Annotated in this window: 30 protein-coding genes; 10 read left to right on the top strand and 20 right to left on the bottom strand. The window is 65.3% G+C overall.

Annotated features, from left to right (window positions below; translation table 11 throughout):
- The first annotated feature begins 170 nt into the window (after positions 1-170).
- Entirely contained in the window at positions 171-1,439 is a 1,269-nt protein-coding gene (locus RPC_RS09730) for a cation:proton antiporter (protein WP_011472402.1), read from the top strand.
- A 224-nt stretch (positions 1,440-1,663) separates the two neighbouring features.
- Positions 1,664-3,058, top strand: a complete 1,395-nt coding sequence (locus RPC_RS09725; protein WP_167532065.1) for a mechanosensitive ion channel domain-containing protein — start codon at positions 1,664-1,666, stop codon at positions 3,056-3,058.
- Positions 3,059-3,145: 87 nt separating this feature from the next.
- Here RPC_RS09725 and RPC_RS09720 read toward each other — a convergent pair whose 3' ends face one another.
- Positions 3,146-3,760 carry an SAM-dependent methyltransferase gene (locus RPC_RS09720; RefSeq protein ID WP_041801617.1) on the bottom strand — a complete coding sequence of 205 codons (615 nt, stop codon included), beginning with the start codon at positions 3,758-3,760 and terminating at the stop codon, positions 3,146-3,148.
- A 183-nt stretch (positions 3,761-3,943) separates the two neighbouring features.
- Between RPC_RS09720 and RPC_RS09715 the strand changes: the two genes are divergently transcribed.
- From RPC_RS09715 to RPC_RS09695, 5 genes are all read left to right on the top strand, one after another.
- Positions 3,944-5,071: an NAD(P)/FAD-dependent oxidoreductase gene (locus RPC_RS09715; protein ID WP_011472399.1), complete on the top strand. Its 1,128-nt coding sequence runs from the start codon at positions 3,944-3,946 to the stop codon at positions 5,069-5,071.
- Positions 5,072-5,118: 47 nt separating this feature from the next.
- Entirely contained in the window at positions 5,119-5,481 is a 363-nt protein-coding gene (locus tag RPC_RS09710) for a rhodanese-like domain-containing protein (RefSeq protein WP_011472398.1), read from the top strand.
- Between the two features lie 164 nt (positions 5,482-5,645).
- Entirely contained in the window at positions 5,646-5,939 is a 294-nt protein-coding gene (locus RPC_RS09705; RefSeq protein WP_011472397.1) for an ArsR/SmtB family transcription factor, read from the top strand.
- Positions 5,936-6,997, top strand: a complete 1,062-nt coding sequence (locus RPC_RS09700) for a permease (RefSeq protein WP_011472396.1) — start codon at positions 5,936-5,938, stop codon at positions 6,995-6,997. The genes RPC_RS09705 and RPC_RS09700 overlap by 4 nt, the downstream gene beginning before the upstream one ends.
- A gap of 33 nt (positions 6,998-7,030) precedes the next feature.
- The gene (locus RPC_RS09695) at positions 7,031-7,267 is read left to right on the top strand and encodes a thioredoxin family protein (protein WP_011472395.1); all 237 of its coding nucleotides are present in this window, start codon (positions 7,031-7,033) and stop codon (positions 7,265-7,267) included.
- Between the two features lie 20 nt (positions 7,268-7,287).
- Here the strand turns inward: RPC_RS09695 and RPC_RS09690 are convergent, their stop codons facing one another.
- The 12 genes from RPC_RS09690 to RPC_RS09635 form a co-directional block, all read right to left on the bottom strand.
- On the bottom strand, positions 7,288-8,004 hold the full coding sequence (locus tag RPC_RS09690) for an ABC transporter ATP-binding protein (RefSeq protein ID WP_011472394.1): 717 nt from the start codon (positions 8,002-8,004) through the stop codon (positions 7,288-7,290).
- The gene (locus tag RPC_RS09685) at positions 7,998-8,825 is read right to left on the bottom strand and encodes an ABC transporter permease (RefSeq protein WP_011472393.1); all 828 of its coding nucleotides are present in this window, start codon (positions 8,823-8,825) and stop codon (positions 7,998-8,000) included. The genes RPC_RS09690 and RPC_RS09685 overlap by 7 nt, the downstream gene beginning before the upstream one ends.
- Before the next feature lies 1 nt (position 8,826).
- On the bottom strand, positions 8,827-9,819 hold the full coding sequence (locus RPC_RS09680; protein ID WP_011472392.1) for an ABC transporter substrate-binding protein: 993 nt from the start codon (positions 9,817-9,819) through the stop codon (positions 8,827-8,829).
- 170 nt (positions 9,820-9,989) lie between these two features.
- A complete protein-coding gene (locus tag RPC_RS09675; RefSeq protein WP_011472391.1) occupies positions 9,990-10,358 on the bottom strand; it encodes a cytochrome b5 domain-containing protein in 369 nt (122 codons plus the stop codon).
- Positions 10,355-11,632 carry a ferric reductase-like transmembrane domain-containing protein gene (locus tag RPC_RS09670; RefSeq protein WP_011472390.1) on the bottom strand — a complete coding sequence of 426 codons (1,278 nt, stop codon included), beginning with the start codon at positions 11,630-11,632 and terminating at the stop codon, positions 10,355-10,357. Before RPC_RS09670 ends, RPC_RS09675 begins: the two co-directional genes overlap by 4 nt.
- Before the next feature lie 4 nt (positions 11,633-11,636).
- Positions 11,637-11,978, bottom strand: coding sequence for a hypothetical protein (locus RPC_RS09665; RefSeq protein ID WP_415914818.1), 342 nt, complete (start codon positions 11,976-11,978; stop codon positions 11,637-11,639).
- A gap of 152 nt (positions 11,979-12,130) precedes the next feature.
- Positions 12,131-13,978, bottom strand: coding sequence for an ABC transporter ATP-binding protein (locus RPC_RS09660; RefSeq protein WP_011472388.1), 1,848 nt, complete (start codon positions 13,976-13,978; stop codon positions 12,131-12,133).
- Positions 13,979-14,007: 29 nt separating this feature from the next.
- On the bottom strand, positions 14,008-14,745 hold the full coding sequence (locus tag RPC_RS09655; RefSeq protein WP_011472387.1) for an SDR family NAD(P)-dependent oxidoreductase: 738 nt from the start codon (positions 14,743-14,745) through the stop codon (positions 14,008-14,010).
- Entirely contained in the window at positions 14,738-15,199 is a 462-nt protein-coding gene (locus RPC_RS09650; RefSeq protein WP_011472386.1) for a NifB/NifX family molybdenum-iron cluster-binding protein, read from the bottom strand. The genes RPC_RS09655 and RPC_RS09650 overlap by 8 nt, the downstream gene beginning before the upstream one ends.
- Positions 15,193-15,657: a tol-pal system-associated acyl-CoA thioesterase gene (gene ybgC, locus RPC_RS09645; protein WP_415914817.1), complete on the bottom strand. Its 465-nt coding sequence runs from the start codon at positions 15,655-15,657 to the stop codon at positions 15,193-15,195. The genes RPC_RS09650 and ybgC overlap by 7 nt, the downstream gene beginning before the upstream one ends.
- Positions 15,658-16,322: 665 nt before the next feature.
- The gene (gene petA / locus RPC_RS09640) at positions 16,323-16,859 is read right to left on the bottom strand and encodes a ubiquinol-cytochrome c reductase iron-sulfur subunit (protein ID WP_011472384.1); all 537 of its coding nucleotides are present in this window, start codon (positions 16,857-16,859) and stop codon (positions 16,323-16,325) included.
- A gap of 406 nt (positions 16,860-17,265) precedes the next feature.
- A complete protein-coding gene (locus RPC_RS09635) occupies positions 17,266-18,192 on the bottom strand; it encodes a hydrogen peroxide-inducible genes activator (RefSeq protein ID WP_011472383.1) in 927 nt (308 codons plus the stop codon).
- 101 nt (positions 18,193-18,293) lie between these two features.
- On the opposite strand from RPC_RS09635, the gene RPC_RS09630 reads away from it, so the two are divergent.
- The 3 genes from RPC_RS09630 (at position 18,294) to RPC_RS09620 (ending at position 20,834) form a co-directional block, all read left to right on the top strand.
- On the top strand, positions 18,294-19,187 hold the full coding sequence (locus RPC_RS09630) for an MBL fold metallo-hydrolase (protein ID WP_011472382.1): 894 nt from the start codon (positions 18,294-18,296) through the stop codon (positions 19,185-19,187).
- Positions 19,188-19,220: 33 nt separating this feature from the next.
- On the top strand, positions 19,221-19,946 hold the full coding sequence (locus tag RPC_RS09625; RefSeq protein ID WP_011472381.1) for a peroxiredoxin: 726 nt from the start codon (positions 19,221-19,223) through the stop codon (positions 19,944-19,946).
- A 99-nt stretch (positions 19,947-20,045) separates the two neighbouring features.
- Positions 20,046-20,834, top strand: a complete 789-nt coding sequence (locus RPC_RS09620; RefSeq protein WP_011472380.1) for a sulfite exporter TauE/SafE family protein — start codon at positions 20,046-20,048, stop codon at positions 20,832-20,834.
- A 22-nt stretch (positions 20,835-20,856) separates the two neighbouring features.
- On the opposite strand, the gene RPC_RS09615 is transcribed toward RPC_RS09620, so the two are convergent.
- The 7 genes from RPC_RS09615 to RPC_RS09585 form a co-directional block, all read right to left on the bottom strand.
- Complete coding sequence (locus tag RPC_RS09615) at positions 20,857-21,516, bottom strand: class I SAM-dependent methyltransferase (protein ID WP_415914838.1); 660 nt, start codon at positions 21,514-21,516, stop codon at positions 20,857-20,859.
- 210 nt (positions 21,517-21,726) lie between these two features.
- Complete coding sequence (locus tag RPC_RS09610; RefSeq protein WP_011472378.1) at positions 21,727-22,257, bottom strand: SRPBCC family protein; 531 nt, start codon at positions 22,255-22,257, stop codon at positions 21,727-21,729.
- 12 nt (positions 22,258-22,269) lie between these two features.
- Positions 22,270-23,238 (bottom strand): vWA domain-containing protein, encoded by a 969-nt coding sequence (locus RPC_RS09605; protein ID WP_011472377.1) that lies wholly within the window; start codon positions 23,236-23,238, stop codon positions 22,270-22,272.
- Positions 23,235-23,852, bottom strand: coding sequence for a hypothetical protein (locus RPC_RS09600; RefSeq protein WP_011472376.1), 618 nt, complete (start codon positions 23,850-23,852; stop codon positions 23,235-23,237). The genes RPC_RS09605 and RPC_RS09600 overlap by 4 nt, the downstream gene beginning before the upstream one ends.
- Positions 23,849-24,850: a vWA domain-containing protein gene (locus tag RPC_RS09595; RefSeq protein ID WP_011472375.1), complete on the bottom strand. Its 1,002-nt coding sequence runs from the start codon at positions 24,848-24,850 to the stop codon at positions 23,849-23,851. The genes RPC_RS09600 and RPC_RS09595 overlap by 4 nt, the downstream gene beginning before the upstream one ends.
- Complete coding sequence (locus RPC_RS09590) at positions 24,847-25,746, bottom strand: hypothetical protein (RefSeq protein ID WP_011472374.1); 900 nt, start codon at positions 25,744-25,746, stop codon at positions 24,847-24,849. Before RPC_RS09590 ends, RPC_RS09595 begins: the two co-directional genes overlap by 4 nt.
- Positions 25,743-26,618, bottom strand: a complete 876-nt coding sequence (locus RPC_RS09585) for a DUF58 domain-containing protein (protein WP_011472373.1) — start codon at positions 26,616-26,618, stop codon at positions 25,743-25,745. The genes RPC_RS09590 and RPC_RS09585 overlap by 4 nt, the downstream gene beginning before the upstream one ends.
- Positions 26,619-26,628 lie beyond the last annotated feature (10 nt).

Below are 26,628 nucleotides of genomic sequence, written 5' to 3'. Positions count from 1 at the left end.
AGCCTTGGATTCCGGAGCGTGATGCCCGTTTGGCTTTTTGATCCGTAACCCGGTACACTGGTGATTGCAGCGAACCGGCCTAGCGGAGACGACCTCGTTCTGCAGATCGATTCGGTGTCACCCCGTGGCGCCAGGCTTGAGTGCTCGTCGTCACGTCTGCCGGAGCGTTGATGCTTTCGCTGTTCGAGATCTTTACCGTCCTGCTGGTGCTCACAGCCGCGTTCGCCTGGCTTAATCACGTCGTATTGGGCCTGCCGAATCAGATCGGCCTCCTGATGATGGCGCTCATCGCCTCGCTGGTGCTGGTCGGCTGCGAACTGATGTTTCCGCGCGCACCGATCTTCCACAACATTTCGGACCTGCTGCGCCGCATCGACTTCTCCGATACGCTGCTCAACGGCATGCTCGGTTTCCTGTTGTTCGCCGGCGCGTTGCAGATCGATCTGTCGCGGCTACGCAACCGCAAATGGATCGTCGCAACGATGGCCACGGTCGGCGTATTCATTTCCACAGCGCTGATCGGCATCGGATTCTGGTACGCCGCCGAGCTTTTCAACGTGCCGATGCCGTTCACCTGGGCGCTGGTGTTTGGTGCGCTGATCAGCCCGACCGATCCGATCGCCGTGCTATCGACGCTCAAGACGATCAAGATCCCGGAAACTCTGGAAATGGACATCTCCGGTGAGGCGCTGTTCAACGACGGCGTCGGCGTGGTGCTGTTCACCCTGCTGCTGACGGCCGCGACCACCGCGAGCCACGAATTCGCAGCATTACAATTCGCCCAGATGTTTGCGCTCGAGGCCGGCGGCGGCGCGCTGCTCGGCTTTGCCACCGGCTATATCGCCTATCGCGCGATGCGGGCGTTGGACGATTATCCCATCGAGGTGCTGATCTCGATTGCATTGGCGACCGGGACCTACGCGCTGGCGCTGCGACTACACCTCAGCGGTCCGATCGCCGTCGTCGTCTCCGGCGTGCTGATCGGCAACCGCGGCGCGGAACTGGCAATGAGCGACCAAACCCGGCGTTATTTGTTCGGCTTCTGGACCCTGATCGACGAGATGTTGAATTCAGTGCTGTTTCTGCTGATCGGAATCGAGGTTCTGGTACTCGGATTCAATCTCGCGCTGGCGCCGCTGGCGCTCGCGGCGATTCCAATCGTGATGGTCGCACGGTTGGTCTCGGTTGCGGCCCCCGTCGGGCTGCTTCGGCTGGGTTACAAATTCGAGCACGGTACCGTGGCGATCCTGACCTGGGGCGGCGTGCGTGGCGGCATTTCGGTGGCGCTCGTGCTCGCGATCGCAGCCAACGAATTCAAGCCGGCCCTGACCGCGGCCACCTACACGGTGGCCGTGTTCACCATCATCGTGCAAGGCCTCAGCCTCGGCTGGTTCGTGCAAAGACTTGGCGTTGGCGAACCAAAGCTGCCGTTGCGCTGAGCCGCTCGACGAGAGCGATCGACAGGCTCCTTGTGAGAAACGGTGCTTCGCTCCGGTTACTCGGAGGCGGGCCCGGCAGCCTGGAACCATACGTTGGCAACTCGGTTGGCTTCGGAAGCATCTCATGTCTCGCGTACCAAAGGACCTTGATGATTCCTTCGCCGTTGCGCCACGCGGTGAGATTTTTCGCGAGCGGAATCGGCGGCTGCGGTCGGCTCAGGATGATGGCGTCCCGGGCAGTTTCGCCGCTGGCGGGCCTACTGATCTTGTTTGCCGTCTGCGCGCCCCCCGCTTCCGCCCAAACGCCGCCGCCGCCCGGTGGGTCTGAGGACAACGCCGTCTCCAAGTCCGTCGAGGTCGATCCGACCGCCGGCGATCGTGCGATCGCCAACCGCATCGAACGCATCCTGCAGTCCACCAACTGGTTTGATGGGCCCAAGGTCGCGGTGCGGGACGGCGTGGTCTTCATCGACGGCAAGACGCAAACCCAGGAACACCGGCGTTGGGCCGGCACCCTGGCGCAGAATACCCAGGGCACCGTCGCGGTGGTCAACCGGATCGCCGTCGAGGCCGACGTCGGATCGACCTTCGGACGCGCCGGCGACGAGTTCGTCAGGCTGTATCGGCAGGCAGAGCAAGCTTGGCCGTGGATCCTGCTCGCCGTCGTCATCATCCTCGTCACCTGGCTGGTGGCGCGTCTGGTCGGATTTCTGGCGAACCGCTTCGTCGCGCGGCGGGTGACGTCATCGCTGCTGCGCGCCGTGATTGTCCAGGCGTTTTCGATTCCGGTGTTTCTGCTCGGGGTGTATTTCGTGCTCCAGGTCGCCGGCCTGACGCGCCTCGCCATCACGGTGCTCGGCGGCACCGGGCTGTTCGGCATCATCGTCGGTTTCGCGTTTCGCGAGATCGCCGAAAATTTTCTCGCCAGCATCCTGCTCAGCGTCCGCAACCCCTTCAGCACCGGCGACCTGATCGAAGTCGCCGGCAACACCGGGATCGTGCAAAATCTCAATGCGCGGAGCACGGTGCTGCTGACGCTGGCCGGCAACTACGTCCAGATCCCGAATGCCATCGTGTTCAAGAGCACGATCACCAATTACAGCAGCACGCCGAGCCGGCGCGCGACCTTCGCCATAGGAATCAGCTACGCCGCCTCCACCAGCAAGGCGCAGACGCTGATCGCGGAGGTGCTCGCGCAACATCCCGCCGTGCTGCGCACGCCGGAGCCGCTGGTGCTCGTCGAGGAGCTCGGCGCCACGACCATCAACCTGCGGGTGTATTACTGGTTCGCCAGCGCGACCTATTCGCCGGCCAAGATCAATTCAGCGCTGTTGCGCCTTGTCAAAGATGCGCTGCTGAGCGGCGGGATCGCGCTTACGGAATCCGCTGCCGCGGCGGCGAAAGGCGAACCGGTTGTCGATGCCGACGGCGACGACGTTCGATCTCGGCACGCGGTCGGCAAATCTGCCGCCGACGAGGAGCGAAGTCCGTCTACGCCCGCCGAGGGCGACCTGCGTAACGAAACCAGTGAGATCTGTGAGCGCTCATCCCAAGGCCGGCCGCCGGAGGCTGAGGAAAATCTGCTCAAGCCGCAAGCTGCTCCTCAGCGTGGCATTTGAAGTTCACGGCTGGACAACCAAGTTGGGAGGAGCCGACTGCCGCGCGCCAGACGCTTGCGACAACAAGTTGAGATCCGTTGCCGCCGCTCAGCCCGGCTTGCGCCCGATCAGGTCGATCAGCGCCGAGAGGCCATGGTGGCCTGCGCCCTCGTTGATCACGCTGTCATGCTCGCTGATGCACAGGCGGTCGAAATCGCCGAACGCCTGTTCGAGGATTTCTCGGGTGTAGAGGTTTTCAGCCCGGCTTGGCCCGCCGGTCTTGTAGTCCAGTTGCTTCGGTCGATAGCCGTGCAGCAGCAACAGCCCGCCGGGATTGAGCGCCGCGCGGATCTTCGCGAACACCAAGCGGCGCTGCTCCGGATCGACGAACTGAAAGAAAATCCCGGCGACGACGTCGAAGCCCGACGGCCAATCCCAGCTCAGGATATCGGCGGTCAGCACCTCGATCGACACGCCGTTTGCTGCGGCGAGGCTCTGCGCCTTGCGTTGTGCGGCCGGCGAGAAATCCACCGACAGCACTGACAATCCGCATTGCGCCAGAAACACCCCGTTGCGGCCTTCGCCATCGGCGATCGCCAGCGCGCGTCCTTGGGCCGGCAAGATATCGCGGCACGAGGCCAGGAACGCATTCGGCGCGGTGCCGAACACGAAATCCGGATTGGAAAATCTGGTTTCCCAGCGATCGAATTCGTCCGACGTCATGACAATTCTCATCTCTGTTCGCTGTGCGGCAGCATGCCGCGGTCTGCTCCGGTCGGCAAACGCCAGGCTGATCTACCTCATTGCGGACGGCTGGTGCAGTGACATCGTCACAGACGACGCGCCGCCGCCGTGGGATCAGTCGTCTCATTGGTCGGAACGGACCGATAACGGAGGCGTGGTCGCATGACAAACATCACCATCATCGGCTCGGGTTTCGCCGCGCTGACCGCGGCGCGACAATTGCGCCGGCGCAAGGTCGACGTCAGCATCACGATGATCTCGCCGCGGCAGGATTTGCACTTTCTGCCCAGCGTGATCTGGATCCCGGCGCGGTTGCGCAGCGGCGACCGGCTCAAGGTTCCATTGGCGCATTTCTTCCGGAAGTATCGGATCGATTTCGTTCAGGCTTCGGTCACTGGGTTGAGAGACAACGGCCGTACGGTGGTCACCGACCGTGGCGAATTCAGCAACGACCACTTGATCGTGGCGAGCGGCGGCAAGTTCATCCGCAAACTGCCCGGGATCGAGCACGCCTTGATCCCATGCGACGGCATCGCCGCGGGCGAGGACATCGCCAGACGGCTCGATGCGTTGAAGGGCGGCAGCATCGCGGTGGGCTTCGCCAGCAATCCGGAAGAGCCCGGCGCGATGCGCGGCGGCCCGATGTTCGAATTCTTGTTCATCATCGACACGCTGTTACGGAAGCGCGGCCGGCGTCCCGGCTTCCAGATCGTGTTTTTCAGCCCTGCCGTGCGGCCCGGTGCGCGGCTCGGCGAGCGCGCCGTCGATGGCCTGCTGGCAGAGATGAAGCGCCGCGGCATCGCCACTAAGCTCGGCCGCAAGATCCTGCGCTTCGAACCACGCAAGGTGGTGACGGAAAGCGACGAGATCGATGCCGACCTGATCCTGTTCATGCCCGGGCTCACCGGGCCGGCATGGCTGGCGGATTCAGGCCTGCCGCTATCCGCCGGCGGCATGGTCAAGGCCGACGCGATGTGCCGCGTCGAGGGGATGGCCAACGTCTGGGTCGCCGGCGACGCCGGGTCGTTTCCGGGGCCGGACTGGATGCCCAAACAGGCCCATCAGGCGGATCTTCAGGCCATCGCGGTGGCCGCCAACATCGCCGCGATCGAAGCCGGAGGCGAGCCGTCCTACCGCTTCAAACCCGAATTGGTGTGCATCGTCGATACGCTGGACGCGGGGATGCTGGTGTTCCGCAACGAGCGCTTCAGCTTCGTCGGACCGAAGCTGAAGATCTTCCACTGGCTGAAGCGGATCTTCGAACGCCACTACCTGACCACATTCCGCTGACTTGGCGCGGTTCGCCGCCACAACGTGCCGGATCACAGGAGAGCGACATGAAATTGAAAACTATTGATGCCAAGGAGGCCGATCGTCTGGTCGCCGGCGGCGCCGCGCTACTCGATGTTCGCGAGCGTCACGAGATCGACCGCGAGCAGATCGAGGGCGCGGTTGCGGTGCCGCTGTCGCGCTTCGCCGAGGCCGACCTCGAACCGTTCCGCGGCCGCAAGGTGATCTTCTTCTGCCATTCCGGCGGCCGCACCAGGCTGTATGCCGCAAAGCTCGCCGCCAGGCTGCAGGGCATCGGCGAAGGCTATGTGCTCAGTGGCGGCATCGTCGCCTGGCGCAAGGCCGGTCTGAAGACCTCGCTGGGTCCGCGGCCGCCCGGACTGCTCGCCAGATTGTTCGGCAGCAAATAATCCGCCCCGACCGTGCCCGTGGCGCAAGTCGCGGCCGAAGCGTGGATCTCCATCGCCCCCCCCGCTCGGCGATATCGCGTCGTCCCTGCGCCCGCAGTGCTATTGCGTTCCGTCAGCAATGCTTTATATGCGTTCATGCGCATATGCGCCAAGATGGATATCAGATGGACGCGATCACGGTATTGTCGGCGCTGGCGGAACCGACCAGGCTGCAAGCCTTGCGGCTGGTGTGGGACGGACGCGAGCATTGCGTCTGTGAGCTGATGCAAAGACTCGGCGCCACGCAGTCGCGGATGTCGCGCCACATGGCGGTGTTGAAGGCCGCAGGCCTGGTGGTCGATCGCCGCGACGCCCAATGGGTGCGCTATCGTCGCGCGCAGCATCTGCCCCGCGCACTGATCAAGCTGGTCGATGCCGCGCTGGCGCTGCCCACCGCCCGCGAAAGGCAGGTCGCATGAGCCTCGATTCCCTCGCCGGCACGACGCCGCCTCCCCGCCCCGCCACGCGCAAATGGATCGCATCGACCACAGCGGCGCTGATGCTCTGGGGCCTGCTCTACAGTCAGCTCGCTGCGATGGCGACTTGGCTGGTCGGCTTGACCCCGGTCGATCCCAACAGCCACCTTGGCGAAGCTATCGGCTTCTTCGTCTACGATACGCCGAAGGTGTTGATGCTGCTGGCGCTGGTGGTGTTCGCCATGGGCGTGGTGCGCAGCTTCTTTTCGGCGGAGAAGACCCGCGCGCTGCTGGTCGGCAAGCGCGAGGGCGTCGGCCACGTGATGGCGGCCGGCCTTGGCATCGTCACGCCGTTCTGCTCGTGCTCCGCCGTGCCGCTGTTCATCGGCATGGTCAGCGCCGGGGTGCCGCTCGGCGTCACCTTCTCGTTCCTGATTGCGGCGCCGATGGTCAACGAGGTGGCGCTCGGCCTGCTGTTCGGGCTGGTCGGCTGGAAGATCGCCGCGACCTATTTGGTGTTCGGGCTCGGCGTTGCGATCGTCAGCGGCTGGATCATCGGCCGCCTGCATCTCGAACGCTGGCTCGAACAATGGGTGCGCAATCTTCGCTCCGGCACGGTCGAGTTACCTACGCAAGAGCTCTCCGCTATCGACCGCATCAAGGCCGGGCTGGACGCGGTGCGCGACATCGTCGGAAAGGTGTGGCCCTGGGTGATCGCCGGCATCGCCGCCGGCGCGCTGATCCACGGCTATGCGCCCGCCGATCTGCTGGCGTCGATCATGGGACGCGGCGCCTGGTGGTCGGTGCCGGCGGCGGTGCTGATCGGCATTCCGATGTATTCCAACGCCGCCGGCATCATTCCGGTGGTCGAAGCGCTGCTCAGCAAGGGCGCCGCGCTGGGAACCGTACTGGCCTTCATGATGTCGGTGATCGCGCTGTCGCTGCCCGAGATGATCATCCTGCGCAAGGTGCTCACCATGAAGCTGATCGCGGTGTTCGTCGGCGTGGTCGGCGGCGGCATCCTCGCGGTCGGGTTTCTGTTCAATGCCCTGTTTCAATGAATCCTCGTATCACGACGTCCTGGAGCAATCGCCATGAAAGACATTAAGATCCTCGGCCCCGGCTGCGCCCGCTGCACCACCACCGCCGAGATGGTGCAAAAGGAAGCCGACCGGCTCGGCACCGAGATCCAAATCGAGAAGGTCAGCGACTATGCGGCGATCGCCGGCTACGGCGTGGTCTCGACGCCGGGCATCGTCATCGACGGCAAGGTGGTGCATGCCGGCGGTCTGCCCAAGGCGGACGACATCGCCAAATGGCTCACGGCCTAGTCTGGCCAAGGCCGTCTGGGTCAGGCCGGCTCGAAGGCAGCGGTGATCTCCGCGCGTCGCGACAACTCGGCGACCGCCGACCACATCTCGCTGAGGCTCGACGCCGGGCGTTGCGGCAGTTCGGCGGTGATCGTCCCCGGCGCGCCGCTGATCACTACGATGCGGTCGGCGAGGCACACGGCTTCCGCCAGATCATGCGTCACGAACAGCACGGCCGCGCCGGTCTCGCTGCAGAGCGCGCGGGTCAGCGCCTGCAGATCGCGCCGCAGCGCCAAATCCAGCGCAGCGAAAGGTTCATCCATCAGGATCAGGTCCGGCTTGGTCACCAGTGCCCGCGCGATGGCGACGCGGGCCTGCATGCCGCCGGAGAGCTGCAGCGGATGCTTGCTTAAGTCGGCGGCGTCGAATCCGAGCCGACGCAGCCATTGCGCGGCCAGCTCGCGACGTTGCAGCCGTGATCGATCGCCGCCCTCCAGCGCCAGCGCGACATTGTCGAGCGCGCTCGCCCAGGGCAGTAATCGCGGCTCCTGAAACACCATCGCGGTTCGCGCGAATGAATTGTCGAGCGCGCCGCTGCTGACCCGTTCCAAGCCGGCCGCCAGCCGCAGCGCGGTGGTCTTGCCGATGCCGGAACGCCCGACCATCACCACGATGTCATGCGGCGCGATCACCAGGTTCAGCGACGCGAGCAGAAGCCCGCCGTCGATGACGAAGCCGACGTCGGAGAATCTCAGCATGACTTGTCCCGCATCGCGCCGCCGCCGCCGCTTGCGGCCCCGCGGCTCTGCTGCGCGAGCGCCGGCGCGCGGCAGCGGCCAACCCAGCGCCGCAGCCGACCGAGCAGCAGCACGTCGCTGATCAGCACGAAGCTGACCACGATGACGATCCAGGCCATCGCCTCCGGCAGATCGAGGTGGGCCCGCGCGGTGGCGAAGCGGCCGCCGATGCCGCTGCCGTCGCCGAGCACCTCGGCCATCAGCGCGACCTTCCAGGCCATCGCGAAAGTGGTGGCGAGCGCCGGCGCCAGTATGGTGGCGAGCTCCGGCAACATGATCCGGAATAACCGGCTACGCATCGGCAGCCGAAACACCCGCGCCATTTCCGCGAGCTGCGGATCGCGGGAGCGCACGCCCTGCAAGCTGGCGGCGAACACGATCGGCATCGCGGTGATCGCCACGGTGAACAGCGGCCCCAAGCCGCCCGGCCCGAACCACAACAGCGCCAACACCACCCAGGCGATCGGTGGCACGCCGAGGATCGCAGTGGCGATCGGAGCTATGGTGGCGCCGATCGGTCGGGCGAAACCACCGGCTAACCCGACCATGAAGCCGATGCCGGCGCCGATCGCCACGCCGCCCAGGGCGTGTTCGAGCGTGGCGGCGACCGTCGGCAAGGTGTCGGCCGATCTGATGATACGCACGAGCGCCAGTCCGGTGTCGCCGAGACTCGGCAGCACGAACGGGCCGGACGCCCGATTGATCCAGCTCCAGCCGCCGGCCAGCAGCGCCACACCGAGGGCGCCCCACATTAGATCGCTGGCGCCCTCGCCGCGCCTCATGTCAGAGGTCGAGATAGAAATCGTCGGGCGGCAGCTTGCCGCCGAGCGCTTCCGGCTCGAGCGCGAGCAGCGTGGTGTAGAAGTCGATCAGTTCGGCCTTGGCCTCCTTCGCCGACACCACGTCGATATGCATATAGGGAAACGCCTTCTCAAAAATCTGCGGCCGCATCTCCATGCGGCGTTCGGCGAGCTTCGCCGCCGCCGCGGGATCGGCCAGCACGCGCTGCTTGGCCGGCAACAGCCCGGCACGCAATGCTGCAACCAAATCCGGCGCGTCGTCGAGCAGGCTGGCATGCAGCGCGATCCCCGCCATCGGAATCCGCGGCTTCGGCTTGTGTCGGCCCCAGATCGTGGTGAGTTCGAAGGCGCGACGCAATTTGCGCTCCTGCTGCGCGGCCATCACCATGGCGGCGGTGGCCGGCGGCTCGGACAGGATCGCGGTGGTGGCGCGGCCGGCGGCGAGCATCTGCGCGGCTTCCATCGCGGTTTGCACGTAGCTCAGCTGAATGTCCTTGTCGGGATCGAGCCCTTCCATTTTTGCGATCGCCCGGAAGGTCAAATCCGGCATGTCGTTGCGGAAGAAGCCGAGCATCGGCTTGCCGGCCAGGTCATGAAAATCCCGGATGCTGTCGTCGCTGGTGATCACCGACAGATGCCCCATGCCGAGCAGGCAAAGCATCTTCAGCGGCATGCCGCGGCTCGCGAGGTTGGCGGGCACATGGCTCGGCGTCGAAAAGATCTTGGTATTGCCGGAGACGATGCCGGCGCGCAGATCGTCGGTGGTTCGCCACAGCCGGAAGCTCACGTCCGGCGCCGCCGCCGCCAGCGCCCCGGATTCGATCAGATCGACCAGCACGACGGTCGAGCCGTTCGGTGCTCCCAAAATCTGCAGCCCGCGGGACGGCGTGGACAATGCGCGACGCGGCGCCAAGCCGGCCAGCGCCAAGGAGCCTAGTCCGACCATGAGTGAGCGGCGTGTCGCAACGGCAGGCATGATAATCTCCACGGATTGATCGGATGGCGGCGGCGTGCGGGGCGATCGAAACGACCCCTCAATAATCGTCATATAGCCAATCTATATAACGCATCATAAGGTCGCGCAAATCAGCCCCACGCCGCCGTGCTGATCCGATCGTGCCCCGGGTTCGGCATTTTGCCGTGGGACTAACGCTCCGGCAAAAGCCGGCCAATCCGGTATTTAGGTAGCATCTCGTCGGCTTCCTTGGAATGCGGCCGGTTCTTGGTCTTGGTGTTGTAGGCCTCGGTGGCGTCTTTGCCGCACCATGGTTCGATGATCTGCGGCCGTGACGGATGGTCCGGCAGATAGGCGGCGAGATCGTAGACGTCGCCGCGGATCGCCATCCAGCAGGTTTCGGGTGTGGTGTGCTTGGCCAGTTCGGCGGCGGCAATCGCGCGGTCAGGGGCTGCGGCGAGCGGCTGCTCGGCGTCGGGCGACCACAGGCTGCCGCCCCAGAATGCGAGCACCATGGCCCAGAACGTCGCAGTCGTTGCGATGAACAGTTTGCGCATCATCTGAACTCGAAGTTTTCGTAATGGATATGGCGGGCGGTGACGCCCTTGGCGCGCAGCAACGGCTCCAGCGCCGCGATCAAGCCCGGCGGTCCGCAGAAATAGCAATCGCAGCCGGATAACTGCGAGGCATCGGGGAGAATCTGCGTCAGGTCCGGCAAAGTATCGCCGGTCGCCACGGCCTGCAGCGACAGCCGCGGGTCGGATGCCGCGATCGTGCGCAATTCCGACAGAAACACCGCGTCGGCCTCGCTGCGATAGAGGTACAGCAGCCTCGTTGCGTCGCTGAGATGACCGGCCCGCAGCAGAGCGACGAACGGTGCCACGCCAATGCCACCCGCCACCCAAAATTGCGGAGCGGCTTTACGGTCAGCGAGAAAATTGCCGAACCCGCCCATCACCCGCGCCGCGACGCCCTGCTCAATCGACAGCATCCGCCGGGTGCAGTCGCCGAGGGCCTTCACGCCGACATGTAGCACCCGGTCAGGATCGATCGAACTAACCGTGAAGGGATGAAATTCGCCGCAACCGCGATAGGTCGGGCCGGCAAAGAACGCCACCAATACGAACTGTCCCGCGGCGATGGCGAGCGGATCGCCGAGCGGGCGCAAGCCAATCTCGACGGCGCCTTCTGCAATCGGCTGCACCGAGCTCACGATGTAGGGATGCGCCGCCAACCCGAGATCGCCGCGCAGCGCACGCCAAGCCAGGATCAGCGCCACCACGGCGATGATCGGCAGCACTGGTTCGTCGATGCCGAGCAGCACAAGATGAACCAGTCCGAGCAATACCCCGAGGGCCAGCGCAGCGTGCAGCCAGCGCCAGGTGCCGTATGACAGCCGTTGGTTCAACGTCGGACTGAACGTGACGATCAATCCCAGCATCAGCACCAGCAGCCCAAGCCAGCCAGACCAGACCGCCCATCCCTCGTCGAACGCCGATAACGTCTCCCAGGCGAATGCCGGCGACGTCGAGAGTCCATTCGCCGCCAGCGCCAGCGGATGCAGCAGCAGCGCCACATAGGCCAGGATGCCGGTGACGTGGTGCCAACGATACATGCGCTCCAACCCGCCGAGCCAGCGCGCCAGCCGGGGTTCGCGCAGCATCAACAGCAGGCTGACCAGCAGCAACCCGCAGCCGATCCAGCCGACGACGATCCCGATCATCCGCGCCGGCGCCAGGTCCTCGGGAAAAGCCCACAGCACAAAGCCGAACGGCACGGCGACGGAGAGCAGCGGGATGGACAGCAACCGCAGCGTCGATGCCAAGCCGGTCATCGGCTCACTCCGAAGCCGGCGGCGAGGACGGCATCGACTTGAGACGGTCGCAGAAATCCCAGTGGGAGCCCGGCAATACTAAGCCGCGTTGTTGGGCACGCTGCACCATCAGGTCGTGATGTCGGCTCCGGTAGGCTTGGCAGGTCTCATAATCGGTGAAACCACGCACCCGCGCCTGGTGCTCGATGCGTTCTTGCGGGCTCATCAATTGCCAGCCGCGAGTGTTGCCCTCACCCGCTCGCCACGGCCCCGCCGCTGCCGCGCCCACCACGCCCCCTAACAGGGCGAGCGCGCTCAGCAGCCCGATCCGAGTTCTGCGCATCTTGCGTTTGACGACGATCATCATGGAGATCATCCAACTCGCGGGGCTGTTGCGGAGGCTATGCCAGGTGTGGCGCGGCAACAAGCTGGAGTTGCGGTAGCCGGTTTCGAGAAACCGGCTCTCATCCTGAAATTTACGGTTCTCGCACCAGGCGCATACGGAGCGCGGGCCAGCCGCTAGCGATAGCCGGCGGCCTGCAGCTCGAACAGATCGGAATAGCGGCCGCCCTGCGTCATCAGTTCGTCGTGCGTGCCGGCGGATTCCACCTTGCCGTCGGCGAGCACGAGAATCCGATCGGCCATCCGTACGCTGGAAAAGCGGTGCGAGATCAGAATGCCGGTCTTGCCGGCACTGAGCGCCTTGAAGCGCTGGAACACCTCGAACTCGGATCGCGCGTCCAGCGCCGCGGTCGGCTCGTCCAGGATCAGTACCGGTGCCTCGCGCATATAGGCGCGCGCGATCGCGATCTTCTGCCATTCTCCGCCGGACAATTCGACGCCGTTGCGAAACCGCTTGCCGATCATCTGCTCGTAGCCGCCCGGCAATCGCGCAATCACCTCGTCGGCCTGGCTGCTGCGGGCGGCCCGTTCGATGCGGTCACGATCGTCGCGCGCGTCGATCTTGCCGACCGCGATATTGTCGGCGGCGGTGAGGTTGTAGCGGAAGAAGTCCTGAAAGATCACGCCCATATGGCCGCGCAACGCGTCGAGGTCATAGTCTCGCAGATCGTGGCCATCGAGCAGCACCCGGCCTTCGTCCGGGTCATAGAGCCGCGCAAGCAGCTTCACCAAGGTGGTCTTGCCGGCGCCGTTCTCGCCGACCAGGGCGAGCATCTCGCCGGCGCGCAGCGCGAAGCTGAGATGGCGGACCGCCCACCGTTCGGCGCCGGGATAGATGAAGCCGACATCCTCGAACACGAAGCCCTCGCGGATCGGCTGCGGGAACGGCCGCGGATCGGACGGCGACAGGATCTCCGGCTTGACCTCGAAGAACGCAAACAGGTCGTTGAGATACAGCGCCTGGCTTGCGGTGCTCGAAAAACTGCTCAACAGCCCTTCGAGCAGCGTGCTGAGCCGGCGGAACGAGCCCGCCAGAAAGGTGAGATCGCCGACCGAAAATTCGCCGGCCAGCGTGCGCCACACGATATAGCCATAGGCCAGATAATAGCCGGTGGTGCCGAGCGCGGTGAACAGGCTTCCCCAGCCGGCGCGGCGCAGCGCCAGATTGCGGTTGGCGGCGTAGAACTCGGTGGCGAGGCGCACGTAACGGTCGATCAGAAAGCCGCTGAGCCCGAAGATCTTCACTTCCTTGGCGGTCTCGACGCTGGCGGCGGTCTGCCGGACATAGTCCAGCCCGCGCCGCTCCGGCGTGCGCACGAAATCCAGCGAATAGCTCTTGGCGCTGAAGTGCGCCTCGCCGAGAAACGACGGCACCAGCGCCAGCAGCAACAGCGCGATCAGCCACGGCGCGTAGAAGATCAGCCCGCCGGCGAAGCTGACCACGGTCACGATGTCCTGCGCCTGACCGAACAATTGCGCCATCAGCGTCATCCGGCCGCTGGTCTGCCGGCGCGCCCGCTCCAGCTGATCCTGGAAATCGGCGTCCTCGAAATCTTCCAGATCCAGCGTCGCGGCATGCTGCATCAGCCGCACGCTGGAGGCGTTGGTCACGCGCTCCGACAACAAGCTGTCGACCAGCGCCACCACGCGCCCGAGCAGATCCGCCACGATCGCCAGCGCCAACTCGGCGGCGAGCAACAGGCCCAGCCAATTCAGCCGGCCGCTGTCCAGCCACTGCGCGAAAGTCGACGGCTTGTCCGGCAGCTGCACCAGCAGCACGACGTCGTCGATAATCAATTTGCCGACAAACAGCGTCGCCACCGGAAGCACGGCGCGCAACAGCCGCAGCAGCAGCGAGGTCAGGGTCAGCGATGGGCTGGTGCGCCAGACCATCGCGATAAACGGCTTCAGGTTCCGCAGCGCGCCGAGCCGTTCCCTGATCGATCGCTTGTCCGAGGTCTGCATCGATCCAGATAAACCTATCGCGCTGCGATTCACAGCACGGCAAAATCCTTCACCGTGCGGCTCGTGTAGTCATAAAGCTTGCCGCTTTCGGCAAAGTCGGCGGCACACAGCGGCACGATCTGCTCGGCAACCTGCTGCGGCGTCGGCAAGGTCTGCGGGTCTTCTCCGGGCATCACCGTGGCGCGCAGTTTGGTGCGGGTCGGGCCGGGATCGAACAGGTTGATCTTGATCTTGGTAATCGCGGTCTCGCGCGCCCACACCCGCGCCAAGGTCTGCAGCGCCGCGTGGGACGCCGCGTAAGGGCCGCGATAGGCAGGAGCCCCCGCAGCCGCGGCGGAGGTCAGGAACACGGCGCGGCCGGCGTCCGAATTGCGCAGCAGCGGCTCCATGCAGCGGATCAATTGAAAATTCGCGGTGAGGTTGATCGCGATCACGTCGCTCCACGGCTTCATCGGAATGTGGCCGAGCGGCGACGACGGCCCGGCGATGCCGGCTGACGCGACCATAACGTCGAGTCTGCCGTGGCGCTCGTTCAGCGCGGCGCCGAGCCGCGCGATGGCTTCGAAATCGGTGAGATCGAGCGGCACCAGCGTGGCGCTGCCGCCGATGCCGCGGATGGCGTCGTCGAGCTCTTCGAGGCCGCCTTGGGTGCGCGCCACCGCGACGATATGCGCGCCGGCTTCGGCCAGCGCGAGCGCGGCGGCATAGCCGATGCCGCGCGAGGCGCCGGTGACGAGAGCAATGCGGGAGGCGAAGGGTTTAGTCATGATCGATTTTGCTTTCAGGAAGGGGGCACCGGGTGAAGCCCGGCTGTGTCGTGAGGTGGTCCGACGCGAGCGAGGCGTCGGTCAGGCACTCGCATTCGCATCTGTCTTTCCCGACAGACGCTGGCCGCGTCGGCGGAGCGAGTGTTCCGGCCATGAAGCGCGCGACCGCGAGTGCCGGATTGATCTCGGCAGTCGCAACGGCACGAACGCCGCGCGCCGCCATCCGGCTGGCGAATCCTGTTCCGACGCTGCCGGCGATCACCACATCCACCGCGTCAAGCGGATGCGGTCCGTCGCCCTTGAATGCGTGGATCGACAGCTGCTTCGGCAGATCCAACCGCTCGACCTCGAGAGGCGCGCGGCAGGGTGCGACCTTGAACACCAGGAAGCGACAGCTCTTGCCGGCATGAGCGGTGACCGTCCAAAAATTCTGGCTGGCGACGGCGATCAGCATGGCTCGTCTCCAGAGATCGATTTCGACGCCATGACGTTTGAGCTTGCGAAATCCGGGCCGGCACCGTCCGCCGACATCGCGGTCCGGATCGCTTTCGGGATCGGGCGCGGCCGCCCGCCGGATACGAACGCCACCTTGACCTTGGCTTCGAACAGCACGGTTCCATCGCGGAGAATTCGCTGCCCCATCGTGATCGAAGCGCCCTTCACCTCGAGCGGCCGGGTCTCGACTTCGAGCAGGTCGTCCATCCTTGCGGATCTGAGAAATTCGAGCTGCATCGCCCGCACCACGAACGCGTATCCTGGCGCTTCGCCGACGCCGTCCGAAAACAGCGCGCGCTGATCGGCGCCGAGCAGGCGCAGATAGTTGCTGCGGCCGCGTTCCAGGAAGCGAAGATAGTTGGCGTGGTAGACGATGCCGGAAAAATCGGTGTCCTCATAATAGACCCGGACCAGCATGCGATGGCCGCCATCGCAAATCTCGCCATCGAGATGGGCGTGAGATGGCGCGGCCGGTGTCGACGCGACGTGAGGCTTTGGCAAATCGATGCCGTGGGCTCCATCGAACATCATAAAGCGTGGCATTTTTCGACCGGGCCATGACGCGTTCATTGTCTTCGATCCAGTTGAGCCCCATGGGGCGCGAGTAAGTGGACACGCCGCGCGGACGCACGCGGCGCGAGATTGTGCTGTCCCGGCGGCCGGCGGAAGCGTGGCGTTCCGCAACAGCCGGCGGATCGGGTCTTGGTGGCCTGTGATCGAGTGACGGTCTGCCATTGGGTGGGGATCCGACGCATGGGATTGCGGTTCTGCCGGCGGGCGAGGTTCTGGCCTGCCGGTCTCGACGTGAAGTCGTGGAGCTCGCCGGAGCGCTGGTGCTGCTCTGCCATGCTTGGCCTTGTGCTCGGGCTCGACGTCGATCGTTACGATGGCGTGCTCGTCGTCGGCTTCGGCAGGTCGATGCCGTGCGCCCCGTCGAACCCGACAACGCGCAACGTCTGGCTTGCGGCCGACCAGCCGTCCATCACAGGGATTCCAACCAACGCAGAAAGCGCAAGCAAACCGCGCCGCCCTACGCGGCGCGAGACGTTGCAGCCGGCGATCACACGTCGGGCGCCCGGAATTCAGCTCGTGCCGATGCGGATCTTGCTGTCGGAGAGAAACTCATACGGCACCAGCGCAAGATTGAGCGGCGCCGGGCCCAACCGGGCGCGACCGGAGGAATCATATTGTGAGCCGTGGCACTGGCAGAACCAGCCGTCGTAGTTGCCCTGGTGCTCGGTCGGGATGCAGCCGAGATGGGTGCAGATCGCCGAGACCACCAGCCATTGCTCGTGGCCGGCCTTGACGCGTTCGGAATCAGGTTGCGGATCGCGAAAGCTCTTCCAATCGGCGTTCTGTGCCGATTGGATTTCTTGCGGCGTGCGATGGCTGATGAAGATCGGCTGGCCGCGCCAAAACACCTTGATCACCTGCCCGACCGCAAGCGGCGCCAGATCGACTTCGAGCGGAAAACCCGCAGCAACCGTGGAGGCATTCGGATTGAGCTGCGCCACCAATGGCCAGGCCACGGCGGCGGCACCTAGTGCAGCGACGGCGCCGGTCGCGACAAAAAGCACGTCACGCCGGGTGGGTTGGTCGGGAATTGTTGCGGAGGTCATGTCGTTCTCCTGCTGGTTGCCTTGAGGTCTGAGCGATCAATCGATGCTCCCATAGAAATTCGTCGGAGCGTTGGCGACAAGGGTGAGAGCTTTCCGATCCGGCTCGCTCGAGCCGTCAAAGATATATCTTTTTTGTCAAGGCCGAACTTATATCTCAAGGCCTGAACTGTAAAGATATATCTTTCATTCAGCAAAAACATATCTTTTTGAGCGATTCTCGGCGACTATGGGCCGCAGCTACGCTGCAAGTCCCCTTGGGTCGGAGGCTTTGGGCCGGAAGCGGGAGGTTGCGGATGCGGAAACGGCTCGCGACTTGTCGCATCCTTGACCGTTGCTCTGCGCGAGCGTGGCCTTGCATAAACAGGTCGGCCGGCAACGGGCGATGTTCTATTCGAGAGGGCGCGAACTAACGCTCTTTGAACGCTCTCACATTCACCGCGGCCCAATCCCGCAACAAATGGCCCAGTCGGATGAAGGCGTCCGAGCGCGCCGATTGCTTGCGCCAGGCGAGGCCGATTTGTCGGTTGTTGGCGTCGCCGGCCAGCGGCCGGATCGCCACCGCGCTGCCTTGCAGGATGCCGCCGTTGATGGCGAGGTCAGGCAGCAACGTGGTGCCGAGATTTTCCGCCACCATGGCGACAAGGGTGTGCAGACTGGTGGCCGCGAAACTGGTGACGGCCTGTTCGGGAGCGATTTCGAACAGCGGCAGCGCGTGGCTGTGCAGGCACTGCTCTTTCTCCAGAAACATCAGCGCCTCGCCATCCAGCGTATGGACGTTCACCAACTCGGCCTTGGCCAGCGGATGCCGGGTCGAACAGGCGAAGCGATAGGCGTCGTCGAACAGCATGAACGTCTCGCAGCCCGGCGTATCGTAGGGAAAGGCCATCAACACCAGATCGAGACGACCGGCGCCAAGCCAGTCGAGCAGTGCCAGCGTCTTGTCTTCCCGCAACGTCAATCGCAGCAGCGGATATTGCCGATTGATGTGGGGGACTAGCCGCGGCAGCAGGAACGGGCTGATGGTCGGAATCACGCCGAGTTCGATCATGCCGGACATCGGCTCCGATGCATCGGCCGCCAAATCCATCAAACCTTCGGCGTCGCGCAGCAACAGGCGCGCGCGCTCCACCAGCCGATGCCCGATCGGGGTGAGAATGACCGACCGCTTGGTGCGCTCCGCGACTGCAACCCGCAGCAGAACCTCGAGTTCATGAATGCCGGCGCTCAGCGTGGACTGCGTCACCGCGCAGCTTTCCGCGGCCCGGCCGAAATGCAGCTGATCAGCCAGCGCGACCAGATAACGCAACTGACGCAGGTTCGGCAGCGGGCGCACGGTGATCGCCTCCTCCGATTACAGAAACAAGTTTAATTCGCTTTTGTGAATATATCGCCAGGTCTACCACACGACAACGCTTGAATTTCAGGACCGCCAAAATGACCAGATCCGAACCACTCGCCGATCCGGCACTGCGCCCCGAGGTGAAAGCCTTGTTCGACGAAGTCACCAACACCATCAGTTACGTCGTGAAGGACCCGCGCTCCCCGGCCTGCGCGATTCTCGACAGCGTGCTCGACTTCGACTACGCCGCCGGCCGGATCAGCTACCGCTCCGCGGACACCATCATCGACCATGTCCGCGGCGCCGGCTTGCGCGTCGAATGGCTGATCGAGACCCATGTTCACGCCGACCATCTGTCCGCCGCCCCCTATCTGCAGCAGCATCTGGGTGGCAAGATCGCCATCGGCGACCGCATCGCCGTGGTGCAGGACACCTTCGGCAAGGTCTTCAACGAAGACCGCGGCTTTCAGCGCGACGGCAGCCAGTTCGATCATTTGTTCGCCGACAACGAGGCTTACGCGATCGGCGGGCTCGCAGCGCGCGCCCTGCTCACCCCCGGCCACACCCCGGCCTGCATGACCCATGTGATCGGCGACGCGGCATTCGTCGGCGACACGCTGTTCATGCCGGACGCCGGCACCGCGCGGGCGGATTTTCCCGGCGGCGATGCGCGAAAGCTCTACCGTTCGATCCAGCGGATCCTGGCGCTGCCCGGCGAAACCCGGCTGTTCATGTGCCACGATTACGCGCCGAACGGCCGCGACATCCGCTGGGAAGCCACGGTCGCGGAGGAGCGCGCCACCAACATCCACGTTCAGGAGGCGATCAGCGAAGACCAATTCGTCTCGATGCGCAACGCCCGCGATGCCGGCCTCGAAATGCCGCGGCTGATCATTCCCTCGCTGCAGGTCAACATGAAAGCCGGACAATTGCCGCAGCCCGACGCCAGCGGCAAGCGCTTCCTGAAAGTGCCGCTGAACGGCCTGTAATTCCCCTCCCCTCCAACAGAACGGACCACTCACATGAGTTGCACCACCACCGCCATTGCCGTCCCTGCGATCCCTGAAACGCCGGTGCCGGCGGCCGCTTTGGCGCCCGCGCCGGTTTCCGCACCGATGACCTCTTCGCTGCCGCGCATCAATGCGCCGGCGCCGCATTTTGCCGCCAAGACCACCTTCGGCGACCGCACGCTCGCCGATTATCGCGGCCGCTGGCTGGTGTTGTTCTCGCATCCGGCCGACTTCACCCCGGTCTGCACCACCGAATTCATCGCCTTCGCCAAAGCCGCCGACAGCTTCAAAGCGGCGAATTGCGATCTGCTCGGCCTGTCGATCGACAGCGTGTTTTCGCATTTGGCCTGGGTCGGCAACATCAAGGAAAAATTCGGCGTCGAGATTCCGTTCCCGATCATCGAGGACCTGTCGATGAATGTGGCGAAAGCCTACGGGATGATCCATCCCGGCGCCTCCGACACTTCGGCGGTGCGCGCCACCTTCATCATCGACCCAGACGGCATTCTGCGCGCGATGGTTTACTACCCCATGACCAACGGCCGCAGCGTGGCGGAGATCCTGCGCCTGGTGCAGGCTCTGCAGACCAGCCTCAGCCAAGGCGTCGCCACGCCCGAGGGCTGGCAGCCCGGCGAGAAGATCATCGTCGGTCCGCCGATGACCGTCGCGGAAGTCGCCACGCGGATGTCCGAGGGGCTTGAAACCGTGGACTGGTATTTCTCCAAGCGGGCGCTGTAACCACTCTCTCGCCCGCTCCGCCAAACAGCTTTGGCGGCGTTCGACAGGCCTGATGCGACCGCAGCGAAAATCATCGCTGCGGTCCGGAAACAAGCAACCATGCTATTCCAGAGTATCTCCAGCGTGCTGTCCGGCGCGTTGTCGGGCTTCATCCTCGGCCTGATCGGCGGCGGCGGCTCGGTCCTGGCGACGCCGCTATTGCTCTATGTCGTCGGTGTGGGCGAGCCTCACGTCGCGTTGGGCACCGGCGCATTGGCGGTTTCGGTCAACGCCTATGCGAATTTGATCGGCCACGCGCTGCGAAAGCACGTGGTGTGGCGCTGCGCGATGGTGTTCGCACTGGTCGGAACGGTGGGAGCGCTGATCGGCTCCAGCCTGGGGAAGATCATCGACGGACAGCTGTTGCTATTCCTGTTCGGGATCGTGATGGCGATTATCGCCGGCCTGATGCTGCGGCCACGGCGGATCACCGCCGCCGACGCGCCGCCGATCGACCTGAAGCTGTGCGTCAAAGCCGGGATCGCCGCGCTCGCCACCGGCGCGGCCTCCGGCTTGTTCGGCATCGGCGGCGGCTTCCTGATCGTTCCGGCGTTGATCCTTTCCACCGGCATGACAACTCTCAATGCGGTCGGCACTTCGCTGCTGGCGGTGGGGACATTTGGACTGGCCACCGCACTCAATTATTCGCTGACGGGCCTGATCGATTGGCGCATCGCCGGGGAATTTCTGGCCGGCGGCCTGGTCGGCGGGCTGGCCGGCACGTTGCTGGCAGCCCGGCTCGGCGCCCGCAAGAACACGCTCAGCCGCATCTTCGCGGTCGTCGTCTTCACCGTGGCCGGCTATGTGCTGTATCGTTCAGGCCACGCATTGTGGGCGCGGCCATCCTGACTCCGGTAGGATATCGTCGCGCCTAGGACGATCGGCGTGCGACGATATAATGGCTGTGACGATTGCGCCCGAAGCTGCGCTCGGCTTCGATTGCAAAGCCGGTGTCAACGATGGCTTGGCGCAACTCGCTCAATGTCAGAACGCTGACCGGAGGCACCATGCCGAATGCCTGAAGGGCGGGAAGGACGGCACGGCGCATCACGATATTCATGTCACCGAAGCAGAACGTCTTGCTCAGCAACAGACCGCCGGGTTTCAGCTGATCGCGTATCGCGGCAAGCGATGTGCGGAGGTCCCTGACCAGATGCAAAATCAGAAAGGCGCAAACCGCGTCATAAGGCGCCTCGCCGGCCGCCAGCTCTGCACCTGCCATGGCGAAGCTCAGATTGGCCGGCGCGGGTTTGGCCTGCGCGATCCGCAGCATTTCAGGTGACAGGTCAGTCGCCTTCCATTGCAAGACGCCGGGGGCAAGGCGAATCGCTGTCCCGCCGGTGCCGCAGCCGATCTCCAACACCCGGTCCGACGCCGAAAGCCGGGACGCGACATCCGCCAGCATGGCTTCGTAAGCCGCAACGTCCTTGATCGGCCTTGCTGCATATCTGTCTGCGACCCGGTCCCAGAATTGGACGTCGCTACGCTCGGTCATGCCGGACGTGAGGACGATGGGCGTTGTCTGGCGCATCTGCATGCTCGGTGATTCTCCTCCCCGCATATCGACAAACCCGGCGTCGGGGCTTCGTCCGCGACAATACGGCAGCGAAAGACTCCACGCCATGATGCAAGTTGCCGCGTGTGAGTCCGTGTGTCCCGAGGCGACCAAGAGCCGGACAAGACGCAACATCATGGCTTGCGGTGATAGCTCCGCGCGACGAGGCATCATAGCCCGCCGCCGTCATCGCGATGCTTCGATCTTGGCCTTGAGACTTTCCAGACCGTCGCGAAAGAACTTGCTCATCGCCGCGGTCGCCGCCGCATCGTCCTGCGTCTCGGGCGGATAGTTTCCGGTGTCGCCGCGGTAGTATCGGCCGCTCCATTCGACTTCGCTGCCCTCGCCCTTGGCGTTCACCGTCAAGGTGGCAGAGTAGAAACTGACCGGAAACGCTTCGAGGTTTTCCTGCGCCAACCGGTAGCCATAGGATTTCTCGGTTTCGTTGTACTCGTCGAGGCTGTCGACCAGCTTGCCGCCGGATTTGAGCGTGACGGTGCGCGTGGCCCCGTTGGCATTGCCGCCTTGGCCCTCGCAGGCGGCAACCGATGCATGCCAGCCCGCCAATCCGGCAAAGTCCTTCACCGTACGCCATACCGCGGCGGGCGACGCCTGGATCACGATGGTCTCCACGATCTTCTGCGGCGTCGGCCCATGGGCGAAGGCCAGGCCGGGCGCCAACAGCAGCGCGACGATGAGTACAAGTAATTTCGGCATCGAAGATTCCTTTCATCTCGGTTCTGAACGCAGCGACCGGCCGGCGGCCACGAGCGGCCACAGGCCGTAGAGCACGGCAAGGAGGAGGAGCGCGCCGGCAGCGGGATAGACGCCGATCTCGGTCGGCTCGACCAGGTTGCGCTTGCGCAGGGTCCGATGCGCAGCATCGAGCAAGGCGCGGTCGGAGCCGAGCCGCAGATAGCCGAGCCCAGTGGCCTCGGCGAGTGCCCGCAAATGCGGCTCGCGTAACGATGACAGATGTTCGTCGCCGCTCGCCGCCGTGGCGCCGAACGGCGCGTTGCGCGGGTGCCAACCGGCGGCCGCCTCCACGCCCGCGGGAGGCAGGCCGTGGCGGTTGTCCTGCGCAACGTCGTGCGGACCATAGGCTCCGATCTCGCGGCCACTGTCGTCGAATTTCGGGATCGGAGATTTCGCATCGCCGCCGACGCCGACGATCAGCCCTTTGATCGCGCCGGGCTTGCCCTCAAACTCCGGCACGCGCCCCCCCGACAATGGCGGCGCCTCGTGGCCGTCGGTGAAAAACAGCAGATCAGCATCGAGGCTGGCGCCCAAATCGATCGCCGAATACAGGCCCTTGGCGATGTAGCTGTCGCCCTCCCACGCCATCCGCCAATCGAGCTGCCTGATCGCGCCGGTGATCGCGTCGAAATTCGCGCACACCGGCACCGGCTCGAACAGCAGCAAGGCGCGCCGTTCGGTGAACACTCCGAGCCCGAGGCGCGACCTGCAGGGCAGCAGCCCGGCAAGTCGCTCCAGACCATCGCGGGCGGCGGCAAGCCGGCTGAACGGTCGCGCCACGTCTCCCATGTCGCGGCTGTTCATGCTGCCGGTGATATCGACCACCGCGACGACGTCATAGACCTCCTGTCGTAGCCCGAGCGGCGGCATCAACGCTGCGGCCAAGGCCGCGATCAGCGCGGCGACCAACAGCCAGGCTTTGATATCCCGCGCGGGCGTCATGGCAGGCCACGCGGCAGACCGGGCAGATCGCTCCACAGCGGCTTGGCCTTGTCGGTTGGGGGCGGCTCGTCCTCCTCCGACGCCGAACCGCGCGGCAGGTCGCGCACCAGGCGCTGCGCGACGTCGAGGTTGTGTTTGAGATTCCAGTCTTGCGGCTCGATGCCGAGCGCCTGCCGGTAGTTCGCCTTGGCAAGGCCGATCGACGAGGCGGCGCGGTCGAGATCGGCGTTTTCGATATAGCCGAACGCCTGCCGCACCCGGGCATTGCCGAGATTGTACAGCAGCAGCGCGCGAACATGCGGCGCGGCACGTGGGATCGCGATCTCGGCGAAGATCTGCGCCTCATCCAACTGGTCGTGGACAATGAGAAAATGATGCCGCGCCAGCAACAGCGCATCGGGCGCGGTGGCGGGATCGACGGCCACGTCGCGGCCGTCGGCCAATTGCGCAACCACCGCGTTCTGTCGGTTGGTCTCCATCATCGCCGCGATCACGGCCGCCGTGCCGGCCAACGCGGCGATCAGCACCACGACGAGCGCCCCTCCCCGCGCCGCCCGCAGCGCGGTCCACGTCGCGCGCCAAATCTGCTGCAGGCGACGACGCAGCATGCTCATGGTAGCCGTCCCGCGGTGATACGCACCTCGGCGAAGCGCGCTGCGACCAACAGCGCCAGCGCCAGCGCCGCGACCGCATAGGCCAGCCGACTCAAGCTCCGCGCCGGGCTGCGCTCGGCGTAGACGATCGGATGGCGTTCCAACCGGGCGATCTCGGCAATCGCGTCGCCGATCGATTCCGGGCGCTCCGCCTCGAAGGCGCGGTAGGGAATTTTCAGACTCTGGAAGAACCGATGCAGATGCCGCTCCGGCGCCACTTGCGGGACGTCCCGCTCCCCCGCGCCCGGCGGCTCGAAAATTCCGCGAGCATTGGCGGTGCGCAGGAACACCCAATACAGGTTGATCGGGCGTTTGCGGAATGCGGCGCGTAGTTTCTCCTGCACCCGCCGATCGATCACGCCGGCACCGTCCGACACCAGAACGATGGCGCGCGACGCCGCCGACGGATCGTCGTCGTGCATCGCCAGCGCCATGGCGATGCCGCGCGCGATGTCGGTCTCGCTGAGGCCGGGGCGATCGATCGCATCGATCGCGGCCAGCACCGCCTCGCGGTGGCTGGTCAATGGCAGCGCCTGCAGCGGCGCCGTCGAGAAGATCGCGACGCCGAACATGTCGTGCTCGCCGATCGAAACAAACGATCGGAGGAAGCGCCGCGCCTCGGCCGATTTCGACGCCTGCTCCGCGGTCGGACGGCTGCCGGCGAAACTGTCGTCCATGCTGCTGGAACGGTCGATCACCAGCACGATATGGGCGCCGCTGCCGATCTGCTGACTGCTCTGCCCCGCCAGATGCAGGCCGCCGGCGCCGAGCAGCAGCGCCAGGATCGCCAGCGATCCGGCGAGCCGCAGGCCAACGTCGAGCGCCGCGGACAGCGGATCGCCGGCGAATGCGGCCAGCGACGGAAAGGCCTGCGGCACATGAAGCCGGACCGCGAGCGGCAGCAGCGCCAGCGGCGCAAGCCAGAGCACCTCCGGCGTGCTGAGCGCCAGCGCCTTCAACGTGCCCGCTCCGCCGCCGCGAGCTGTGCGGCGAGGGTCTTCACCGCCTGCAGTGGCATCGATGCGGTGGCGCGGCCTCCGAAGAAGCTGTCCCGGGAACTTTGAAAGAATCGCACGACCTCGGCACGACAGGCGGCGAATTCCGGATGCTGGGCCAGGAAACCGTCGACGTCGTCGGCGAGCAACCGGCGCTTTGCGGTGGCGTCGAAGGCGCGGTGCAGCGCCAGCAAGGCGGCGCGATAATCCACCGCGGCGACGGCATCGCCGGCCAGCCCGGCGATGACGCGGGCGGCGCGGGTAAACGGCCGGTCCGGCCGGGCCACGAACGGCCACCACGCATAGTGCCACGCCAGCAGCACCAGTGTGAGCAGCGCGATCGCGGCGCTGAGCGCCAGCCCATGCGGTGCCCATCCCGCGCTGACCGGCGTGGCTCTGGCGTCAGGCTTGAGGAAAGTCGCAACGGTCTCGCCGCTCTTCTCGGGAAACAATTCGCGGATCGGAGAGGCAGTGAAGGCGAAGGCCGGGATCACCCCGCCGCCATCGCTGAGCTGCAGCGGCCATTCGGGGATCGTCAGCTTGCGCGGATCCAGCGGCACGTAGAAGTTCTGATAGACCAGCGTGACGCGGTAGAGCTTGCCACCCTGCGCGCGGCTTTCGCGGACCGCGACGCCGGTGAGATCGAGCCAGTAGCTGATCGGGCCGGGTTTCGGCAACGATGCGGCCTGCAGCGTATCCTCGGGATCGACCAGAATGTAAGCCTGCCGCTGCAGCGTATCGCCGACGAAATAGCCGAAATTGCGCGGCTCCTCCATGCGCAGCCAATGCACGGCGGCGTTCGCCGGCACCGACATCAGCAACAGCATCAGCAGAAATCCGACAAGGCCGCGCGTCCTCATCCGCGCGCCTCCATCAGATGCGCGGCGAGCCGCTCCCAGTCCAGCCGGTCGACGATCCGCAACGGCGCCCGGGCGTAGCGTGCGGCCAGCGCTTCGAGCCGGGCGTCATGCTCGGCGCGCGCCCGCTCCCAGGCGGCTTTGAGCGAAGGGCGCAACAGCACCAATCGACGCTGCCCCGTCTCCAGATCGGCCAGCGGCAGCAATCCCCAGCGTGGCAGGCTCACCAATTCCGCGCTGTCGATCAGCTGCACCGGAACGGTGTCGTGCGCGGCACAGGCTTCGAACACGGCGCTCAATTCGTCGGCTTCGATCTGGAAGTCCGAGATCAGCAGCACCAATTTGCGCCGTCCCGCAATCCGCGCCGCCGCGTCGATCAACCCGCCGGCGCCGCGCCGCTTTGGCCGGAACGCCGACAGCGCCGCGGCGGCTGCCCCGGCGCGCGAACGCGTGGCGGGAAAATGCAGCTCCGGCACGATCTCGCGGTCGCAGCCGATCACGCCGAAACTGTCGCCGATCCGCCGCGCCGACAACGCCAGCGCCGCGCAGATCGCCGCCGCCACCTCGAGCTTGCGCATGTTGCCGACAAAACCCATCGACGCCGAGACGTCGACCAGCGCGTACAGGGTGATCGCCGTGCTTTTCTCGAAGCGCCGCACATAAAGCTGCTCGAACGGATCGCGCACGCTGGCGCGCAAATCGAGCCGTCGCGGATCGGGTGCCTCCAACAGCGTGGCAAGGTCGCGAAACAAGCCGCCGGCTCCGGAGGAACGACCGCGATGCGCACCGGCATGGACGCCGCGGGCCCGCCACGCCACGCGGTAAGGCAGATCGCGCGAGGATCCCGATCGCAGGGACGCAGGATCTGCCATCATCACACTCCAC

Origin of the sequence: Rhodopseudomonas palustris BisB18, from assembly GCF_000013745.1 — a bacterium.
In the GTDB taxonomy this organism is placed as follows: domain Bacteria; phylum Pseudomonadota; class Alphaproteobacteria; order Rhizobiales; family Xanthobacteraceae; genus Rhodopseudomonas_A; species Rhodopseudomonas_A palustris_F.
Note: the sequence above shows the minus strand (reverse complement) of the source record. Positions and strands in the feature narration are given on the sequence as shown.

Excerpts from the sequence above, each read along its gene's own strand:
- RPC_RS09625 (WP_011472381.1), top strand. The coding sequence starts at position 19,221 with ATGAGTTGCACCACCACCGCCATTGCCGTCCCTGCGATCCCTGAAACG.
- RPC_RS09725 (WP_167532065.1), top strand. The coding sequence starts at position 1,664 with ATGGCGTCCCGGGCAGTTTCGCCGCTGGCGGGCCTACTGATCTTGTTT.
- RPC_RS09710 (WP_011472398.1), top strand. The coding sequence starts at position 5,119 with ATGAAATTGAAAACTATTGATGCCAAGGAGGCCGATCGTCTGGTCGCC.
- RPC_RS09620 (WP_011472380.1), top strand. The coding sequence starts at position 20,046 with ATGCTATTCCAGAGTATCTCCAGCGTGCTGTCCGGCGCGTTGTCGGGC.
- RPC_RS09670 (WP_011472390.1), bottom strand. The coding sequence starts at position 11,632 with ATGACCGGCTTGGCATCGACGCTGCGGTTGCTGTCCATCCCGCTGCTC.
- RPC_RS09695 (WP_011472395.1), top strand. The coding sequence starts at position 7,031 with ATGAAAGACATTAAGATCCTCGGCCCCGGCTGCGCCCGCTGCACCACC.
- RPC_RS09655 (WP_011472387.1), bottom strand. The coding sequence starts at position 14,745 with ATGACTAAACCCTTCGCCTCCCGCATTGCTCTCGTCACCGGCGCCTCG.
- RPC_RS09660 (WP_011472388.1), bottom strand. The coding sequence starts at position 13,978 with ATGCAGACCTCGGACAAGCGATCGATCAGGGAACGGCTCGGCGCGCTG.
- RPC_RS09665 (WP_415914818.1), bottom strand. The coding sequence starts at position 11,978 with ATGATGATCGTCGTCAAACGCAAGATGCGCAGAACTCGGATCGGGCTG.
- RPC_RS09675 (WP_011472391.1), bottom strand. The coding sequence starts at position 10,358 with ATGATGCGCAAACTGTTCATCGCAACGACTGCGACGTTCTGGGCCATG.
- RPC_RS09705 (WP_011472397.1), top strand. The coding sequence starts at position 5,646 with ATGGACGCGATCACGGTATTGTCGGCGCTGGCGGAACCGACCAGGCTG.
- RPC_RS09615 (WP_415914838.1), bottom strand. The coding sequence starts at position 21,516 with ATGCGCCAGACAACGCCCATCGTCCTCACGTCCGGCATGACCGAGCGT.
- RPC_RS09650 (WP_011472386.1), bottom strand. The coding sequence starts at position 15,199 with ATGCTGATCGCCGTCGCCAGCCAGAATTTTTGGACGGTCACCGCTCAT.
- RPC_RS09605 (WP_011472377.1), bottom strand. The coding sequence starts at position 23,238 with ATGACGCCCGCGCGGGATATCAAAGCCTGGCTGTTGGTCGCCGCGCTG.
- RPC_RS09685 (WP_011472393.1), bottom strand. The coding sequence starts at position 8,825 with ATGAGGCGCGGCGAGGGCGCCAGCGATCTAATGTGGGGCGCCCTCGGT.
- ybgC (WP_415914817.1), bottom strand. The coding sequence starts at position 15,657 with ATGCTGGTCCGGGTCTATTATGAGGACACCGATTTTTCCGGCATCGTC.
- petA (WP_011472384.1), bottom strand. The coding sequence starts at position 16,859 with ATGACCTCCGCAACAATTCCCGACCAACCCACCCGGCGTGACGTGCTT.
- RPC_RS09585 (WP_011472373.1), bottom strand. The coding sequence starts at position 26,618 with ATGATGGCAGATCCTGCGTCCCTGCGATCGGGATCCTCGCGCGATCTG.
- RPC_RS09700 (WP_011472396.1), top strand. The coding sequence starts at position 5,936 with ATGAGCCTCGATTCCCTCGCCGGCACGACGCCGCCTCCCCGCCCCGCC.
- RPC_RS09690 (WP_011472394.1), bottom strand. The coding sequence starts at position 8,004 with ATGCTGAGATTCTCCGACGTCGGCTTCGTCATCGACGGCGGGCTTCTG.
- RPC_RS09600 (WP_011472376.1), bottom strand. The coding sequence starts at position 23,852 with ATGAGCATGCTGCGTCGTCGCCTGCAGCAGATTTGGCGCGCGACGTGG.
- RPC_RS09730 (WP_011472402.1), top strand. The coding sequence starts at position 171 with ATGCTTTCGCTGTTCGAGATCTTTACCGTCCTGCTGGTGCTCACAGCC.
- RPC_RS09590 (WP_011472374.1), bottom strand. The coding sequence starts at position 25,746 with ATGAGGACGCGCGGCCTTGTCGGATTTCTGCTGATGCTGTTGCTGATG.
- RPC_RS09715 (WP_011472399.1), top strand. The coding sequence starts at position 3,944 with ATGACAAACATCACCATCATCGGCTCGGGTTTCGCCGCGCTGACCGCG.
- RPC_RS09720 (WP_041801617.1), bottom strand. The coding sequence starts at position 3,760 with ATGACGTCGGACGAATTCGATCGCTGGGAAACCAGATTTTCCAATCCG.
- RPC_RS09610 (WP_011472378.1), bottom strand. The coding sequence starts at position 22,257 with ATGCCGAAATTACTTGTACTCATCGTCGCGCTGCTGTTGGCGCCCGGC.
- RPC_RS09630 (WP_011472382.1), top strand. The coding sequence starts at position 18,294 with ATGACCAGATCCGAACCACTCGCCGATCCGGCACTGCGCCCCGAGGTG.
- RPC_RS09680 (WP_011472392.1), bottom strand. The coding sequence starts at position 9,819 with ATGCCTGCCGTTGCGACACGCCGCTCACTCATGGTCGGACTAGGCTCC.